Origin of the sequence: Pseudoalteromonas luteoviolacea H33-S (assembly GCF_001625695.1) — a bacterium.
In the GTDB taxonomy this organism is placed as follows: Bacteria; Pseudomonadota; Gammaproteobacteria; order Enterobacterales; family Alteromonadaceae; genus Pseudoalteromonas; species Pseudoalteromonas luteoviolacea_B.
Genome location: NZ_AUXY01000109.1, coordinates 1 through 18,845 on the forward strand (window position 1 = coordinate 1; position 18,845 = coordinate 18,845).

Sequence of the window (18,845 nt, forward strand, 5' to 3'; positions counted from 1 at the left end):
ATTTTTCATGCTCTTGCCCTGCATTTAACCCCTTTTCAATAGTTTATACCTTGAAGGGCAATAACTAACCGAGCTCAACTCTGAGGTACTTAGCCATGCAGACCACCCCATCTAACTTTATAATCAAGGGGATACATAATCATCGCGAGGAACGACCAAGTTCACACTAAAAAATAGCAGTAAAATGCACAAGTTTAATAAGTTAAGAACCAGATAGGCGCAGGCTATGGGTTGAGACGAGAATGCATTATAACCAACACATATTGAAACTTATTTTGTATTGTCAGATATGAGCTTATACCTAATTTTAAAACTCTAGAAAATAGTGAGTCTGCTAGCATTCAGCCAAACACCTTGAATCATTAGACGATATTCACCAATTGAGTAAGGTCGCTTACCCTATATTATGCTCTATTTATGATCCTTGGGTGGGAAGATATTAAAGATTTCGGGTACTGACCTTTAGATAGGTTAAGGCAATATACTCCATTTAAACACGTTCTCCCGTGCATGACTCCTTTACTAGCCATATTAGTCAGCTGACGGAAAAACCCTTAAACCCTCTTACTCTCAATAGCGGCTTCCACTATCCATATGGTAAACGCATTTGCATCGAAAAATGGTGTCTTTATGGTGAAATTAAAAACGATTAATAATTATTTAGATACACTTTTAAGAGATGGAAGTGAGGTTAAACCATAAGTTAAAATCATAAAAATTGGCTTTATTAACATAGAATAAAACCAATCAATATCAAATCACATTAGATTTTATCCATATATATAATATGAACTCACTAAGGCATAGACATGGGCACCACCAAATTCGTTTGGAAACATTATTGGGCCTCGGCAGGTAAACCTACCGTCGTGACGTACCTCAAATTGGAAACCTTTTGGACCGCCCCCTCTGATAGACTCATATACACACATAGTCGCTACTACATTTCTTGATGAAGCAACTACTTCAACTGTTGGATTAGTAGACTCTATAGCAGGTCCTGTAGAAGCATTACCCGAAAAAGAAGCGACCGTTAGTAGAGATGTTGCAGCTAGGGTTTTAATTATTTTATTTGATTTTATCATTTTAATTCTCCTTATTAAAAAACAACCTAAAGATATTTTAATACACACACGCGGTCAACTAAAAATAAACACGAAATTAACCAAACCTTAATTTAATTAAATTTTTCATATAGACTTATAAAAACATGCTGAATGTTTACTCGCCACATTCTTTGAAAGCTATTAGTTGATCAAAAAAACACAAACAAATGTTAACAACAAATTCCCGAAAGGAGTCTCTTATGTCTCTCTTAAAAGTAAATACGCCTTCATCTACAGGCACATCTGCACATCAATATATATCTATAGGTCTAAAATATGCTACAAAACTCACATAGTATTGTTTTATACGCGCTTATCATGTTTGTGGCTGGGCTTGGGATCCCAGTCATGGCTGCCTTAAATGGTGGATTAGGTAATAAGTTACAAAACACGGCGCTTGCTGCGACGATTTTATTATTTGTCGGGTTTTGTATTGCGCTTATCTACTTATTTGGTAGCAATGGCATACCAAAATCACTCTTTGTTAAAGATACACCTTGGTATTTTTATCTCGGTGGATGTTTTGTCATGTTTTATATTTTAACTATTACTTGGGTGGCTCCGAGGTTTGGCATTGCCAACGCCATTACATTTGTATTACTTGGCCAACTGGTTGCAATGACATTGATCGATCACTTTGGCTTTTTTGGTATGACCCAGTTTAAGTTAGATGCTAAAAGACTAGCTGGGGTGGTGTTTATGGTTGTTGGGATCTTGCTTATACTCAGCAAGCCACAAAGAAACTAATTGGCAGGTAAGCTTAAAAGCAGAAAATATTACTACACATAAAAAAGCGCGCTTTATTACTTAGAGCGCGCTTTTGATTTTTCATGATATACACGTATTACATAATACTGTAAAAATCTTTATTCTGGTTTGGCAAATAACCACGTCATTTCAGTTTCACAAGATTGACCTACTTCATATTCACAAACTGTAACCCCCTGCTGTGAATAATCTAATAACTCGAAGGTCCAGTCTTTGTCATCTAGTTTAAAACGCATTTGTCCGTCAACGAGAGTAACTTGGTGTGTTTCACCGAATATACCCAGTGTATATACTTTTTTACCATCAACAATGCTCGGCTCAAGTATTACTTTATCGTCCTTACGTTGCATCGATGGATCAAGGAAGTAAGTGCGAGTATAACTGAAGAACTCTTTATTAAATCCATCTAATTCCATATCATCTTCTTGCTTTAAGATGACCAGTTCTCTTTTCTCTTCTTGATAACCACTCGCGTGGTTTTCAGTAAACTCTCGTTCAAGTACAACCATGTCGTTTTCAGCAACGAGTACGCGCTGAGACAAGCCTTCCACATTTAAGCATAGACTTTCTGCATCAGAGCATGTCACAGATTGTGGTTCACTGTTTAAAGTAAAGTCTAATGCTTGGCCTTCAGTTGCAATGAAGCTTGAAGCCCAAGTGAAGTTGCTAGAGCCATAATTGACATTTAACGTGCCATTTTCAAATAAATCGAAAACGAAGTTCTCTGTATTTCTGCCGACTTCGCCAGTCCAACGCCCTGTAAAGTCTATTTCTTCTTCAATTGTTTGTTCTTGAATGAAGATACCGTATTCAGTATGTGAATAATCAGGGTGCTCATTATCTGACGAGACGAATGCATAGCCACCAGCGATTTCTTTAGTAAACCAGAAACGCACGGTACCGGTTTCATCTGAGTCATCTCTTGGGTACATAAGTTCAAGTACACCGTCATCTGCGATGCGCCAAGCTAGCTCTTCACGCTCTCCTGAATCCGGGAAGTTTTCGAATACTTTTCCATCAGCCTCGAACTCGAAAATACCATAACCTTCGTTACCTTCACTCTCATCACTTTGGAAGCGGTCTAAGTACCACATACCTTGCGTCAAATCTTCTACATCAATTGACGGCATGTCACTTTTAGAGACTAGGTTAGTAATGTACTTGTTATGGTGAGCAACTCGATGACCATTACCTAAAACTTTATCGCCAATTTCCTCCACTTCTACTGTCTTATAGGCATCATTTTCACCTAACACAGTTAAGTTCAGAGTATTGACATAAATGGACTCAATGCCTTCATCAGAGCTAACTTTACGGGTTGCTAATGAACTTGAAAGCTCTATAGTGACAGCATTTGCAGTCTGCTCCCAGTGCTCTACTGATACAGTGTTAATTGCAGTAAGCTGACCTTTGCCATCTTCAGTTAAATTAATGTGCGTCGCAGGACTATCGTAGTTGTGTAAGTATTGTAAGATGAATGCACCACTAAGTGACTCCACATCTTGGTCAATTAGGTCTTCATCATTTTCAAGCGCTTCTTTTGTTTTATCAAACAGAGTCGGATCTTTTTCTGTGATAATAGTGTGTGCTTGATTAATTGATAAGTCATCGTCAATAAGATCTAACGTTGACTCAACCCCTTCAGGTAAATCAATATCATCATTGTCGACGAACACTTTAATTAAGGTTGCTAGTTCTATCTTTTTCTGAACATCGACACTCGAAAGTGCTGCTAAATACTCTTCATCAGACTCAAGTAAATCATCAAACGACGCCATAAGTACATGCTCAGCCGTCGTAACGTTAGTGACGTTTACAGAGAAGTTTTCTGAGCTATCAAGCGTTGCGTCTTCGCCAGCTTGCTCAACCAAAGACTGGATAGAACTAAGCTGTGAAACAAAGCTGACACTTTGCTGCGTATCAACCCCTTTGGCAAATACTGTCACAAGCTTATCTACTTGGCTCTCATCAACTTCAATTAGCGCAGAATATGCACCCTGACCATCTGCAGAGGTGTTAAAAACTTCATCACCAACTTTAATTTCAACTTGCGCATTCACAATCGGCTTATCGGTAACAAGACCGGTAATTGTTACGCTAGAGACTTTACGTTTTACAGTCACTGCAATCGAGCTTTGCGTCATTGCACCATTGCTATCAGTTGCCGAAACAGTGAAGTTAACTAAATGGTCTCTATCAATATCAGGGACAGTTACGGACAACGTCGCAGCATCACTGCCTTCCATAGAGATTGCGAGCTCAGAATCATGAGACCAAGTGTAAGTGATTTCATCTCCATCTGGATCTGTTGCCTCTGCAGTTAACGTGAATACTTTTTGCTCCAAAGCCTCATTTTCACCATTAATGCTTACAACAGGAGCTTGATTAACTTTAGGTACCTCAGGCTCAGTAGGCTCAACTACAACATCGGGATCAGTATTATCCTCGGTATTATCCTCGGTATTATCCTCGGTATTATCCTCGGTATTATCCTCGGTATTACCCTCGGTATTACCCTCGGTATTACCCGTCTCAGCACTTCCAGTGTCTGTAACAGAGCTATTAGTATTATTTGAATCAGATGCAACATTATCATTCGGTTGAGCAGAAGATTCAGAGTCGCTGCCACCACAGCCGACTAACAGTGAAGAGGTAATTAATGTTGCTAAAAGAGATTTCCTAAACGCATGCAATTGCATGTTACTTCCTTAATGTAAATTGTTATTTTGTTTTTCCAGCTGCTAACAAGCATATGCTTGTCAGCAGTCACGTCCATAAACTGTGTAACTTAGTCAAAATGAACCAGTCTAAAATTTACTTTAGAACTAGTAGCTCCACTGCAAACCCGCAGTAATAGAAATGTTCGAGTACTCAGTATTTGGCACGCGATATCTACGTCCATTGACTTCTTCTGAGACAGCGCTTCTTTCTTTATAGTAAGTATCGATACCAGTCATAAACGCGATATGCTCAGCAACTTGATATCGCACACCAGCTCTGGCCATCACACCCCAACCATTGAAGCTATCTGTAAGAGAAGTTGTTTCAAATTTGGTATTTTGCACATGGCTATAAACAGGAACCGTTATTTCGCCTTCCGCATACCAGCTCAAGTTTTCGAAAGATTTTGATAATTTACTGTCGTATCGTGCGCCCAGAGAGGCAAGTACGCCCATTTGATCTTCAGTTACGGATACCACAGAAACAATGGAGGCTGGGTTGTTCTGCAATAGGTCGTCACCATCTTTAGCCTGTCCAGGTAGATCGAAACGAGCGACGGGATCATGTTCATCTCTAGGTAAATCCTGTAGCGCCTGATCAAAACGGGTAGCACCAGGATTAACAAATTTAAAGTTCGAACGCGTAAAACTTGAAGTATAAATTCGCATCCCCATGGTTATTTGCATAGCTGGCGTATAGTTGTATGCACCCGTAAAGGCTATTTCATTAGCTTTTACTTTAAAGTCATTGCTTTGAATAGCGCCAAAGTCTTTTAATGACCAGGTTTCTGAGTCAATAGACGTTGCGATGGTCGCCGCACTTCCAATGTAGTATCCCCATTTATCATCAATACCTGTATAAGAAAGTTGTCTGATTGTTGGGTTTGTCACTGACACTGACTGAGAAAGCTCACCGAATCCTGCCACGTCAGACAAAGACTCATTATAATTTATCGTTTCAAACCCAAGTCTGATTTCACTGAAAGAAGGAAGAGGTTCTGCATTCACTGTCGTATCCGCATTCACTGCGACACTACTAAATAGCCCAAACAAAGCGAGAGAGTATTTCATTGCTGTTTCCCAATAGCATTTATTCAACGTTCATGTTGTTTTATTAATTACGAGGGAACTGAGCTCTAATAAGTAAAAGGAATATTGGACATGCAAAATTTGCAGCGTTCGAAAATCGCCACCTAAAGCAAAAACTCTATCCCTGTACTTATGGCCCATATCCATGGGCGCGCATTAGATAAAAAAGATTAAAGTTTTTCAAGTATTTTCATGCAGATAGGGGTAAAAAACACATAAAAACCATATCCATTACAGCAGCATAACTACAGAGAGAATAACCACACATATATGCAACATTTATAATATAAAATCCCACCACGTACATTAATGTAAACAACCTTACACACTCGTTAACAAGATAAATATTTATATGCGTAGTTATATTCCCACAGGCATCATAAAGTCATGAATAATTATGCAGTCCACAATGTATTTTTTTGAAACTGCAAGATACAATCAGATTAAATAAGCATAATAATTACGATGTAACCTTTGGAGCATGCCTTGAAGACAAAAATTTTAATCACGCTTTGTGGGTGGCATTTTATCATTGACCGATTAGGTGAACAGACCTGCAAGAGTATTTGGCAAGCACTAGTCAATAACCTTCAAAAAACGAGTCATGTGACAGTATTAGAAGACAATTTCATGCAAGCTGAATTATGGTTTGAGAGCAACCAATTTGATGATAGTGATCATGCAGCTCACCATATTAGCCAACGACTATGTAATGAATTAAATCAGCTTGTAGACACTTCATTAGTCCGTTGCTCAGACATTCAAGTGAGTGCGCAAACTGTCCCTCATGCAAGCTCTAGCCATGAAGTGATGCGAGCAAACAAAAACTGTGTAATGAAAACGCTTTATTCAGACAGTGCAACTGAACTTAACGATATTTTGTCAAACAACCGATTGGAGCCTTACTGGCAAAGCATTCAGCATGTTCAATCCGAAGGTCTATTTGGCTATGAAGCCCTCATTAGAGGCCCCTTCGATTCAAGCTTACACCGAGCAGACAAGCTTTTCGACGCAGCCTTGGCCAATGGACAACAAGATGAGGTTGAATTACACGCATTACAAACACATCTTAATACACACACGGCAGTGTGCAGTACACAAAAACCCTGCATGCTCACGGTTAACATATCGCCAAAATTGCTTTTTAGCGAACATGTCACCCACCTCCTGCACAACCATGCCTTCCCAGAGTATATTTGCCTCGAATTAACGGAGCATGTACCCGTTAATGATTGGGCATCTTTGCAAGAAAAAATGACCTCTTTACGTCAACTTGGCTATCAAATTTGGCTTGATGATGTTGGCTGTGTTTTTTTTGAACTAGAGACAATCAATATCGCAAAACCGGATGTCGCAAAACTGTGTATTACCATCATCAGTCAACTACCCAACAATCAACATATCATCAGTGAATTAAAACAAGTGATCCAAGCTGTACACCAGTATGGAGGAAAGGTCCTCGCCGAAGGCATAGAACATGAAAATCAACTATCCATCGCAAAATCCATTGGCGTTGATTTAGCTCAAGGTTACTTTTTCGATAAGCCCAGCCCTGTCAAAATTCCCGACTAAACAACATATTAAACGGCATTTATAACGTCATTATGATTACGCTTATTGATGCCCTTTATCGCTTACAGTTCCGTCTTCTTCTGTTTTTCGATGTCATAAATTCTTGATGTACCGAATATATGCTAGCGCCAGTCCCAATCAAACGATGCCTTTGCGCACACAATTAAACATGGAGTATAAAATGAAGAAGGTGAATTTGAGCCTAATAGCCTGCTCACTGATGGTATTTCTGAGCGCTTGTAGCGGTGACGATGGCAAAAATGGGTTAGACGGCCTAGCTGGTAATGATGGCGCTGATGGCACGTCAGGGTCAGATGGTAAAGCAGGTCTTGTCAGCCTCGTAAATCAACAAAAACTGAGCATGGCAGATAGCCAATGCTTTTTTGGAGGCATCGCCTTACACTCAGGAGTTGATATAAACAGTAACAGTCTTTTGGATGACTCAGAAGTAAACCAAACCAACTATGTGTGTACACCTACACCAATTAACGCTCAAGGTAGTAAACTGCCTCATTCCGCGCTCAGAACAGATTTACAAAACGGCAGTATTGCAGGAAGTCGCTTCGAGATCCGAAATGGAGGCTATGGCTCAGACATGGTGGCTCATCCAAGTATCAAGCACCAATTTTACGCGCTGACCGACCGCGGCCCTAATGCAACTTACACCGGTGATTATGGTAAAGGAAAAACATTTCCGACACCTGACTACACACCTAGGATTGGCCTATTTGAGCTGACAACCTCTGGAACTGTGGTCAAATTGAGAAATATTTTACTTAAGCGTCCTGATGGCACGCCAATCTCCGGACTACCAAACGCGTCTGATCTAGGCGGCACTGGCGAAACACCTTATACAGTAGATGGAAACCCTATCCTAGTAGATCAAAGTCAACCATATCATGAAACACAAAATCCTATAAAGTTAGATAACTATGGACTTGATGGCGAAGGCCTTGTGGCGCTATCTGATGGTAGCTTTTGGGTGAGTGATGAATACGGTCCACACATTGTCCATTTTGATAATGAGGGTAAGGAAATAGAGCGCATCAATGCATTTGCTCATGACGAGCGTACAGTTATCACACTGCCTCACGAGTATGCAAAACGCAGAGCAAATCGCGGTATGGAAGGACTCGCAATGACCCCTGATGAAACAACCCTAGTCGGTATTATGCAATCAACCATGTACAACCCTGACAACGCGGTCAAAGCGCTCGATATTACTCGCATTGTTACAATTAACTTAAAAACCAAACAAATTGGCCAATACCTCTACCAGCAAGAAAAAGCGCAAAATTCAAACTCTGGGATTGTAGCGCTGTCAAATACCGAGTTTTTAGTGATTGAGCGTGACGGTGCTTTTTATGGACAAACGCCAGACGCGATGAAACGCATCTACAAAATCGACTTCACTGACGCCACCAATTTAGAGCAAATCACACCGAACAGTACTCTGGTACAGGACGATAATTTAGGGTTACTCATTGCTGGACAAACTTTGGAGCAAGCAGTATTAACATCAGGTTGGGAAACACTGACGACACATGGGATAACCCCCGTCAGTAAATCATTGGTGTTAGATCTCATACAAGAAGTCCAATATCCTCATGATAAGCTTGAAGGCATGTGGTTAATCGATAATAGTCGCTTAGCTGTACTTAATGATGATGACTTTGCGACATGGTCAACAGATGGCGTACTTGAACAAAAATATTTAGATGCAACAAAATCAATGGTAGATAGTAATACGCTCTACTTTTTTGAAAACCTTGCACTAGATAAATAATATGACTCGCGGCTGCGGCCGCTTTCCCCATTATACCGCTCAATCATAACTCACTTTAAATATGTTCATTACTCACACGTTCAGGATTAACTTTATCTTGATAAAAATAAATTTAATTAGCCCAAAATATGCGTATACCTAAAATAAATAATGAAAAATCACGGCTGACACATAGACTTTAAACATATAATATCTATATAAAAATCATGGAAGTAGTATAGTAGTATATGTCAATTGCCATTCAAGATATCCCGCTCAAAGAACACACCAATGTAATTAATGATGCTTTAGGCCTTAGCCCATACGCAAAATCTCTTGGTAAATTTATACAGCACTGTGCTACACCAATGACCATCGCAATTCAAGGTGATTGGGGAACCGGTAAAACAAGCTTAATGCGCATGATAGAGCATGATTTAATTGAGTCAGACGTGCCAGTCGATCAGGTTTGGTTTAATACTTGGGTCTTTTCACAGTTCAATTGCAGTGACGACCTGCCTATTTTGTTTCTAGAAACCTTTATATCTTCACTCTCAGACCACGATGAAGGTGAACAAAATGCCCCAAGCAAAGCAGCAATGTTCTTATCGACAATAAAACCATTGGCTTTTGGCGCTGCAAAAGTAGCCGCGAACTACGCCACGGCGGGCATTTCTTCACAAATCCTTGCTGAATCTGAAAACCACGCAAACAACCAACAAGACAATCATGCACAAGAATCCGGGATATCGAGCACCTCAGCAATTGCGAATTTAAAAGAGCAAATCGCCATAGAAGTAAAAAATAAAATAGAGACGCATCAACTTGATAGGATCATCGTCTATATCGATGATTTAGACCGTATTCCTCCGAAAAACGCCATCGAGCTTTTAGAAACAATTAAGCTATTTACCGACATTGAGCATCTGGTATTTGTACTTGCACTCGATTTTGAGGTGGTAAAACGGGGAGTAGAACTAAAATATGGCACCACCAATATCAGTTCATCGCAAAGTGGTAAAAGCTTTTTCGACAAGCTCATTCAACTGCCCTTTCAAATGCCTGTTATTGAATATAAAACACATACTCGAGCGTTTTTAACTGAGCTGCTTGGTAGCATTAATATGCAACCTCTGAGCGAAAAGAACATGCAGCACCTAGAAAACTTGGTACTCAACTCAGTCGGCCTCAATCCAAGATCGATTAAGCGTTTAATCAATATTATTTCACTGTATGTCATTCTATATTCAGAAACTGCGACAGAAGATAACGAGACAGAAACGCCTGAAGATACCTATATGGTTATTTTTGCAATGTCATGCCTGCAAAGTGCTTTTTATCCGGTATATCAGTTTCTGCTTGCGAACCTAAATAACTATGTTTTCTATCATCTTGCTAGCCACAATTACTACTTTCCTGAAGAAGATGAAGAGCTATCATTCATCGATGAAAAGTTTCTCTCTATCATTCGAGATCCAAGTAATGAGCTGATTGGCCGAGAGCGAGATATGATCCGCTTTTTCACTACCTTTAATGATATTCTTGACACGGATGAAAGCGGGTATACCAATGAAGAAGAATTCAATAAAATCACTGCCACGTTTAAAAGGCTGTCTTTATATGACCCACCCGATATAGAGCTATACAGTAATAGCTATAATACTCATCAAAATTACTGTATAGACGCAATTCAGGAAGCTTTTGAACGATTATGTGATAGGTTAAGATTTAAAGACTTCGACTTGATTTTTGAGGTAGATGAAATTCCTGAAGATCATGATGAACATTGTGAATACTTTTATCAAGCACTTAGTGTTGACGCAAGGGTAAAAGGCCTAGACGTTAAATTTACGGGGTATATGTCATTTTACCATCCAAATGATGAGGATTGCCTTGATAACCAAGTAGAAGGCCATGACATAGATAGTGCTAAAGAAATTGATAATTCACAAGAAGTACAAACACTCATTGACGAAGTAATTAAAAATAATTCGTCGCCTGAAGAAGAGCAGATCAAGTCAAAAAATCTTGATTTTGAAACCTACGACCTCGAGATACAGATACATCTAGAGACCTTTGAGTTCATCACTAAAGACTGGGAAGGTATAACTCAAGAGCTCAATACCAAATATGGTAAAGACACCCCCTATGGCTTTGAGTTTGAGTTTGAGTACAAACAGGACACAGGCAATCAAGGAATGTTTTATATTTATAAAAAAATTGATAATTATCGCATATCAGATCAAGGCAAGGAAAAAGAACTTGTCGACACATTATTCAAAACCGTTGCCATTTTACTTTCCAGTGCGTCAAAAAAGTAATGTCATACTAGATAATTAATACTGTTTAATAAAGATAAAATAAGGTCGGCTTATTCGGCCTTATCGTGAAGGTTTTCGCTTCAGGAAACCAGTGAAAACGCATAATATTCAGGGTTAATTTATCATACACTCATTATCCTTAATCATGTCTTAAAAATACAAAAATAAAAACCACATCAATAAGTAAAATGAAGGAACCGTTGTCGTGTTTAAACAGTGCATATTATTCATACTTTATATATTCTCTCCACTGCTATTTGGTGCCGAAGTGTTTACGCACATCGAAAAGCATCGAGATAACACATGGACTGTGACCTATCACGTTGATACACCAATAAATAAGCTGGTATTCAATAGAACACCCGATAACTCAAGAGTGAAAAGATGGCAGCCCGACAACTCACACTATGAAATAAGTTTTAACAAAGAGATTGGCCAAGAAAGTGTCTCTAGAAAAGATGGGCGCCCATTCACTGAGGTCAAAATAAAACTCACACCAACCTACACACCATTACCAAAGGAATATGCCCCATTCTCGCCATTTTCAGATGAAGGCATGTTACTTCATTCAGGGCGCTTTTTTGCTTGTGCATCAGTGTGTGCTGACAATGCCAACACATGGCCAATCGCGATTAAAGCGCCTTTCAACCATATTATTGTTGATGGCAAAGTGCATAAAAATAACGTGCAGTGGATAGGCAAAGACAGTGGTCAAAAGATCTATGTTGGTCATGAAGCCCCCATTGAAGATGCGCACTTTGTCAGTTTAATTGATGGCCGCTTACCTCCAACCTTAAAGAAGCACATTGAAAAAGATTTGCCTAAATTGATGGACTTCTTTGCTGATAAAATGGGCACATTAGATTATCGACCTGCTTTATTCGCTTCATTTAGTGAAACCAATGACGGTCGATATGGTCATCAAGGTGGCACCTTATCTGATCAAATTTTCCTGCATTGGTATGGAGAAAAAGCCATCGAAAAAGTGAATAGTGAGTCTATTTTTTGGTTTTTTGCCCATGAGGTAGCGCACCTTTATCAAAAGCAAGGATCTGACATTGAAAACCCATCAGAAGCATGGCTACATGAAGGCGCTGCTGAATTTTTAGCGGGAGTCGCGTCTGCAAACGTGGCAAACAATACTGGCTTGCTATCTGAAAAAATACTGAGTGCACAGCGTCATTGTCTTGAAGGGTTAAAACAAGAGCCCAACTACATCCGCGCTGTAAAATCTAACTCGCGATTACATTATAATTGCGGACTTGTACTTATAAATGAAATCAATCACGCCATTGTAAAAAAAGGCAAGCAACTCGATATATTTGATACATGGCAGAGTTTTAATCAACAAATAGAATCAGGTAAACCCGCATCTGTGGCAACGTTTATAAATGGCATACAACCACACTTATCGAGCGAGCTGGTAAATTCAATGACTCAGTTATCTCAAAGCACTGAGTTTGATGCTTATGCATTTTTTCAAACACTCAATGTGGCAAACAAAGATAAAACGCTTTAGGTTCTGAAACTTATTTGTAGTAGCTCATATCTGATCTGACATTTTTAACTTATTGATTCGATCAAATCGTACAGTTGATTAGGTCTGCTATGAGCGAAAAGCAGACTGTCGTTCTAGCTCGTTTTTGGACATTAATGAGTTAGTACTGGAGCTCTAAACCGCAAGCTTCGCATAAGCTGAGCTTGCGCAAAACTAAACTTATTACTTTTAGTCCTATACAAAATGATCATAAGGAAATTGCACGCGTTGAAGAACTTCAGTGGACGTACGTTCAGTTTGATTAGGGCTACGGCCTTGCATTCGCCCTCTTTCAGAGATCAAGTGCAAGTTTTTCCTTGATCTAGAGCCAATAACGTAAAGAAGCTTCTTAGCACTCTCCACCGAAGAGTCATTAAAATTAGGAACTAACCCCTCAAGTAAACCGAATGATATAACTGTGTCATATTCACCACCTTTAACCCCGTGGATAGTAGAAACTTTTATCCCACTTCTCGGCTTAAACGCTTTGCGAAATGCTTCTATATCTGTAGCAAATTCCTCGCTCTCTCTGCGGAGCCTGTTTATTCGATCTTCTGTACTACTCAAGAAAGATTCATAGTGCTCTTGCAGCATTGGATAAAGAGAATAATCAACCCCTAAACTTTCGAATACCTCATCGAAGAAAGAGCAGAGGTAAGTAATTCCGTCTACCTCGTCAATTGAAACTGAGTTAATTGATTTTAGGAGTTCTTTCGAAGTGAATGGACCTATGTCCACCATTGCTATTTCTAAATCATATAAAACTTCAGATGCCCACCTAAGACGTTTTACATACATACTAGGGGAAGGCTCCGTGAGAATAATTCTTGTAAGCTTATACCAAAAATTCTCAATATCTCTAGAGAAGGGCACTAAACCGGGGCCATCAAAACTATATTGAGGCAATCGACTCACTAAATTTCGAGTTAACGCGGCTAAATGCGTCCACCAAGGAGCAATGACGCAAATCTCACTCTCTGATATATTACAATTTTCAATGTTGTGTTCTATATATCGACTTACCTGTTCAACTAAGTCATCTTTGTGAGTGACTTGATCATAGGTTATTGTACTCTGATAATCCCTCTCACTACCTTCTGCACTAGTTGCGCTAGGGCGAACATTATAATTACTATAATAGTCTATAATTTTTCGGGAGCTTCTATAATTTTTATCCAAAGACATTGGAGTAAATGAAGCTGCGGTTAAAGATTCAAGTTCCGTATGAGATATTGCATAACCACCTAATGATGTGTATATGGCTTGGTTTGGGTCTCCTACTATAAATGTTGTCATATTACTCGGATTAGCTCTCATAATGCTAGCTACTATTGAGTACTGTATCTCTTTAGTATCTTGATACTCGTCTATGAAGAAGTAAGAAAAAAGATTAGATAATATCTTTGATATAGCAGCCTTATTACATAAAAGTTCGTAAGAGAAATACAATATCTGTTCAAAATCTATTTGGCAATTATTGTCTAGATGTTGATGATAAGCTTCCAGAACATTAGTAGCTAAGTTCCCACCACTTCCCGTAATGATTAGGCCTGCTGGTGTATAAAAGTGCGAACATTGATGGTAGGTAATATATTGTTGAGGCTGTAATCCAAAACAAATATTGGTTATAATTTCTTCACTATCATATGAGTTAATGACTTTGAAACCGTTTTTAAGCTTGTCATGGTATACCCCATAAGGTTTTATAATCCACTCCAAGCAAAAAGAATGGATCGTCCCGATCCATAGCTGAGAAGTTTCAACTCCTAGCAGCTCTATTCTCTCACGAATTTCATCAGCAGCACGATTCGTGTATGTAATGGCCACAATCCATTTTCTTACATCGGTCAACTTAGACAATTCAAGAGCTATTTTGTACGTTAATGTTCGTGTTTTTCCACTACCAGGGCATGCTTCAAGGAATACATTACCCGCTTGTCGAATAGCATCAACTTGATCATCATTAAGATCATCTTTATCCCATACAAACATCACTAAATCCTTTCTAACAAATGATGATTTTCTGTTGGGAAATCAGCGATAAATGAAGCCTTAAGCTCATTGATATCACCTGTAGACGAATCGAATACATCCCATTTGGGCGCAAATACTTCGATACCTGTTTCCAATGGTAGCAGATAAGATTCACACCGAGATTTTAGCTCCATGTCTCCATCCTCCTCGGCTTTTTTTATATACTTTTTACCTTCAGCGACATGCTCCTTAATAGACTTAAATCGATAGCTTAGTATTTTAAGAGTAAGATCTGGATTAAATTCACCATGTGCAAATCGGATTGCCTCAAGAATGTACTCTGGAATTGCTACTTTAAAGTTAATCGCCTTCCCAAGAGTAATAGCAAACCAGCCCTTACCTTGATGATTAGCCATTGTTAATGCCCTCATCCCAGATATGGCGATATCTGCATTAGATAGATCTTCCTTGGCTGTGATTCTTGTTGCTGGATCAACGTAAACGTCTTCAACAACATTTTTAAGATATACGCTATTTGAAGACTTAATAAAATCCACTTCAAAGGTGTGTTCCGCATAGAAAGGGCTTAACCAAGAGTTATTATCACAGAACTCATCAAGTATAAGTTTACGGTTAGCGCCTGACTCTTCTGAACCTTTAGCTTTTCTCTTTTTCTTCTTTAAAGGCTCACTATCCTCTTCTTGGATTTCAGTATCAAAAAACGCAGAGTCGAGGTCAGTAATAATACTGCAACGTTTCCTAATACGTTCATCATTAAAGAGCATTGCGATATTTTCGAATCCTGTACTTCTTATATTGACAAGACTAATTCCCATTTCATCCAAGCTTATACCTGTTGACTTTTTAAACAAAATTGGTACTAGGATCTCTTCTGCATCCCCTTCAACTAGAATGACACTTCGCGCGAATAATAGATTGCTTCGAATAGCATCTAGATAACGCTGAACGAAGCCAGTTTGCTCATTGGTTAGCCCCTTAGCAGGTTGGAAAACCTCACAGTTTCCATCTACCAGACCAATAATGTTCATGTTTTTTATATTGCTAACTTCTGAAATATGTGATGAATGGGTCGAATATATAATTTGAGTATTTTCGTATTTGATGTTGTCGAATAATGACTTTTGAATATGCGTATGAATATGAGCTTCTGGTTCCTCAATCAATAAAAAATTTGCGATTGATTGATTAGCTCTTTGATATTTAAACTCTAAAATTCTTAATGTGAGGTATAAAAGATTAGCGCCACCTAAGCTCATTTCATGAATAGCACCTTCATGCTCATCATTTGACTCTGCAACAAAAAGCTTCAAGGATTGGAATAGCTGGTCTGAATCATCTGTTAAGCTTGAGCGGATCGAAATTGAATTTGGAGAATACGTATCTCCAACTGTATCATCTACCGTTGATGCTATGTCATCTCGAACATCACAAACGTCATTTAGTCCTTCAATATTCTCATTCAAAGTACCAATCAACTCAGCTATTGGTTGAAAATCCTCTTGGGAAACTTCACCCGATTTATTTTTTAACAGTGTTAGCAGTGGGTTTGTTCTATTGTTGTGGAAGTCTGAAACCACATCTCTCAGTGCCTTGATGAAAGTGAATGAAACCTCATTCGGCATATTTAGGATATATGGTAGTCGTATCCCAATTTCTGGGTTGTTTAATTCATTCGGAAAAACAACAGCATCAAAGTCACCAACAATAGCTTTATATACTTCTGGATCAGCAAAGTTCGCAGTACTTTTCCCAGTTAAAACCGTTTCATAGTCATCTATTGAGATATCATTTAAATACTCTTCTAACGCTGTAGTGTCGCCTTCGGTGATTGTTGAGATAGCTTGGCGAATATGAGCTTTAGGTCTGAATATGAGGTTATAAGTTGCTTTGGTTACTATTTCTTCTTCGCCTTCAATGTTCCCATTTCCGTGGAGGAACAGTGACTGGCTCGCTTCATCACTAGAAATATCATCGAACTCACAACTTATAATAATCCAGTGACCTTTCCAACTACCTAGCGATCTACAGAAATCACCCTCAGACAGTTTTGTCGACGACCTAGGCATGGAGTTATCAAGCAGCAATCTCATTGCACGAAATAAGTTGGTCTTACCTGATGCATTCTCGCCAATTACAGTGTTGATACCTTTATTAAAGTTAAGTTTGACGTTCTTAAAATTACGGTAGTTAACTAGGTTTAATCTACTAATATGCACTTTGTTATCCTTTGCTTACTGGTACTCAACATGATATTGCTGCCTAATTCATCCGATAGTTAATATACCATGAAGTGTATACAGCGAGGATTATTTTTATCACACGGGAGAATATCTATTCAACTTTCACACAACTGGTAATTAATTGTACTTTCCCGTAAATAGAAGAGTTAAAAGATAAGTTGTTGTATAGTGAATTTCGTCTTTTAAAATTTCTAAAAATTAACAAAACACGCTTTGGGGCAGGAACGAGTTACGCCTCAAAGTCCAATGTTGACACTTAAGTGACTGTCATATTTTGCTGAATCCTACTAATCGAATCTGATAGATCAAGTTAAAACTTATTCAACTTTTTAGAAAATGAACATTTAGTCTGCTCATGTTAGCCAAATGTTCCGCTCTCAAACCAACAAATCATTGCTCTGGTTTATTGGTTTTTGAAACCCTAATCTCATCGAGGGCGCTATCAAATCCGGTTGCAAAGTTCCATTTAAAGCTTTCACGTATTTCATTACGCAGTTGCTGCTTTTTATCGCCTTCATCTTCTTTACTCGCCTCGATTTGCAGCGCTAAATCATCTAAAGACACAGCATCAGCGCCAGTAGTCTCGCCCTGCCACTGCTGCCATATATCACTTCTTTGTGACGCATTCGTCAGTTGCAACATATTGACTGCATCATTGACGAACTCGAGTCCTTGCTGGTTATGCAATTTGAACATATCACCCATCATGGCTGTGCGCTGCATATCAGAATCGGTATTGTAGGTGTAATAAAGTTTAACCACGTTTTCATCATCAATATCACTGCCCTGCTTTGCATGATAAAAAGACGTAAATGCTAATTTGTCTGACTGAGTGCCAAAAAAGCTAAATAGCGCATCCGTGTGCGCATGTTCTTCACTTAATAATGTAAATAGGCTTTCTTTGTCATTGTCATTGTCAGACACCAGCGCGGCCATATCCAAAATACCGCGTGTCGCCAAGTAACTTCTTCCCTCTATACCCTGTTTCAGTTGAGTAAGTTCATCCATGGTGAACGCTTGAGCCGCATGGGTTAAATCTTCAATCATCTTTGCACCAAGCGGTTCTTGTGTGATAAACGCATGTGTAGGGTGCGCCTGATCAGGTTTATATAAACGCTTATCTTCTGTAGTGCCCCACATAACCCCAACAGGATAGCGGTTGCTAAGTGCCCTATCTGCTAACTCTTGCTCTCCCAAATCAAAGACAGACTTGGTTAAATCCAAGGTCACTGCCAATTTATCATCTGATAAAGCGCTGAGATTGTTAATGTAATCACTAACTGGCTCTTGGCCGCTCTGTTGCTGAGACACATATTGCTTTGACAGTGCAAAGGCGCTGTCTATCACAGTTTCAATTTGCTGGTCAGTGAGTTTATAAGCTAACGTTAAAAATGACTCATCCACAGGCAAGTAACGCAGCTTAGTTTGATGCGAGGATGACATTCTCTCAAAGATTGCCATAAAATCCTCCACCTGCGCTTGTGATGACAAACCACTATAACTTGTCACCTCACCAGCTTCATTGCGCTGTGCGCCCCCTGATAAATCTGCGGCACCTTGAATAAACGCAGGTTTGCTTAAAAGTGGATGGCGATTGATAGCTTGCTTAGACAAAGACACCGTATCCGCACTCACAGCGCTATTGTGCGGTTTATCATAAGAGGGGCTCATTGGCACAGAGGCGTAACTCAATACACCATTTGCAGACGATACTTTCATAATAATCCTTATT

General features: G+C 39.1%; 11 protein-coding genes. 5 read left to right on the forward strand and 6 right to left on the reverse strand.

All coding sequences use genetic code 11. From position 1 onward, the window contains the following. Positions 1-770 precede the first annotated feature (770 nt). The gene (locus N477_RS21655; RefSeq protein ID WP_063363205.1) at positions 771-1,085 is read right to left on the reverse strand and encodes a hypothetical protein; all 315 of its coding nucleotides are present in this window, start codon (positions 1,083-1,085) and stop codon (positions 771-773) included. 297 nt (positions 1,086-1,382) lie between these two features. Here N477_RS21655 and N477_RS21660 point away from each other — a divergent pair, with 297 nt between their 5' ends. Beyond that, positions 1,383-1,853, forward strand: coding sequence for a DMT family transporter (locus N477_RS21660; protein ID WP_063363206.1), 471 nt, complete (start codon positions 1,383-1,385; stop codon positions 1,851-1,853). A 119-nt stretch (positions 1,854-1,972) separates the two neighbouring features. Here N477_RS21660 and N477_RS21665 read toward each other — a convergent pair whose 3' ends face one another. Beyond that, positions 1,973-4,573 (reverse strand): PKD domain-containing protein, encoded by a 2,601-nt coding sequence (locus tag N477_RS21665; protein ID WP_063363207.1) that lies wholly within the window; start codon positions 4,571-4,573, stop codon positions 1,973-1,975. 126 nt (positions 4,574-4,699) lie between these two features. Then, positions 4,700-5,665 (reverse strand): hypothetical protein, encoded by a 966-nt coding sequence (locus N477_RS21670; RefSeq protein ID WP_063363208.1) that lies wholly within the window; start codon positions 5,663-5,665, stop codon positions 4,700-4,702. 504 nt (positions 5,666-6,169) lie between these two features. Between N477_RS21670 and N477_RS21675 the strand changes: the two genes are divergently transcribed. The 4 genes from N477_RS21675 (at position 6,170) to N477_RS21690 (ending at position 12,860) form a co-directional block, all read left to right on the forward strand. Beyond that, on the forward strand, positions 6,170-7,255 hold the full coding sequence (locus tag N477_RS21675; protein WP_081216552.1) for an EAL domain-containing protein: 1,086 nt from the start codon (positions 6,170-6,172) through the stop codon (positions 7,253-7,255). A 181-nt stretch (positions 7,256-7,436) separates the two neighbouring features. Further along, positions 7,437-9,041 (forward strand): esterase-like activity of phytase family protein, encoded by a 1,605-nt coding sequence (locus tag N477_RS21680; protein ID WP_063363209.1) that lies wholly within the window; start codon positions 7,437-7,439, stop codon positions 9,039-9,041. Between the two features lie 227 nt (positions 9,042-9,268). Then, on the forward strand, positions 9,269-11,341 hold the full coding sequence (locus N477_RS21685; RefSeq protein WP_063363210.1) for a KAP family P-loop NTPase fold protein: 2,073 nt from the start codon (positions 9,269-9,271) through the stop codon (positions 11,339-11,341). Between the two features lie 205 nt (positions 11,342-11,546). Next, positions 11,547-12,860 (forward strand): hypothetical protein, encoded by a 1,314-nt coding sequence (locus N477_RS21690; protein WP_063363211.1) that lies wholly within the window; start codon positions 11,547-11,549, stop codon positions 12,858-12,860. Positions 12,861-13,073: 213 nt separating this feature from the next. Here the strand turns inward: N477_RS21690 and N477_RS21695 are convergent, their stop codons facing one another. The 3 genes from N477_RS21695 to N477_RS21705 all read right to left on the reverse strand — a co-directional run bounded on the left by N477_RS21695 (position 13,074) and on the right by N477_RS21705 (position 18,832). Then, positions 13,074-14,870: a UvrD-helicase domain-containing protein gene (locus N477_RS21695; protein ID WP_063363212.1), complete on the reverse strand. Its 1,797-nt coding sequence runs from the start codon at positions 14,868-14,870 to the stop codon at positions 13,074-13,076. A 2-nt stretch (positions 14,871-14,872) separates the two neighbouring features. Beyond that, positions 14,873-17,089, reverse strand: coding sequence for an ATP-dependent nuclease (locus N477_RS21700; protein WP_063363213.1), 2,217 nt, complete (start codon positions 17,087-17,089; stop codon positions 14,873-14,875). A 414-nt stretch (positions 17,090-17,503) separates the two neighbouring features. Then, positions 17,504-18,832, reverse strand: a complete 1,329-nt coding sequence (locus N477_RS21705; protein ID WP_063363214.1) for a hypothetical protein — start codon at positions 18,830-18,832, stop codon at positions 17,504-17,506. Positions 18,833-18,845 lie beyond the last annotated feature (13 nt).

Excerpts from the sequence above, each read along its gene's own strand:
- N477_RS21655 (WP_063363205.1), bottom strand. The coding sequence starts at position 1,085 with ATGATAAAATCAAATAAAATAATTAAAACCCTAGCTGCAACATCTCTA.
- N477_RS21660 (WP_063363206.1), top strand. The coding sequence starts at position 1,383 with ATGCTACAAAACTCACATAGTATTGTTTTATACGCGCTTATCATGTTT.
- N477_RS21665 (WP_063363207.1), bottom strand. The coding sequence starts at position 4,573 with ATGCAATTGCATGCGTTTAGGAAATCTCTTTTAGCAACATTAATTACC.
- N477_RS21670 (WP_063363208.1), bottom strand. The coding sequence starts at position 5,665 with ATGAAATACTCTCTCGCTTTGTTTGGGCTATTTAGTAGTGTCGCAGTG.
- N477_RS21680 (WP_063363209.1), top strand. The coding sequence starts at position 7,437 with ATGAAGAAGGTGAATTTGAGCCTAATAGCCTGCTCACTGATGGTATTT.
- N477_RS21685 (WP_063363210.1), top strand. The coding sequence starts at position 9,269 with ATGTCAATTGCCATTCAAGATATCCCGCTCAAAGAACACACCAATGTA.
- N477_RS21695 (WP_063363212.1), bottom strand. The coding sequence starts at position 14,870 with ATGTTTGTATGGGATAAAGATGATCTTAATGATGATCAAGTTGATGCT.
- N477_RS21705 (WP_063363214.1), bottom strand. The coding sequence starts at position 18,832 with ATGAAAGTATCGTCTGCAAATGGTGTATTGAGTTACGCCTCTGTGCCA.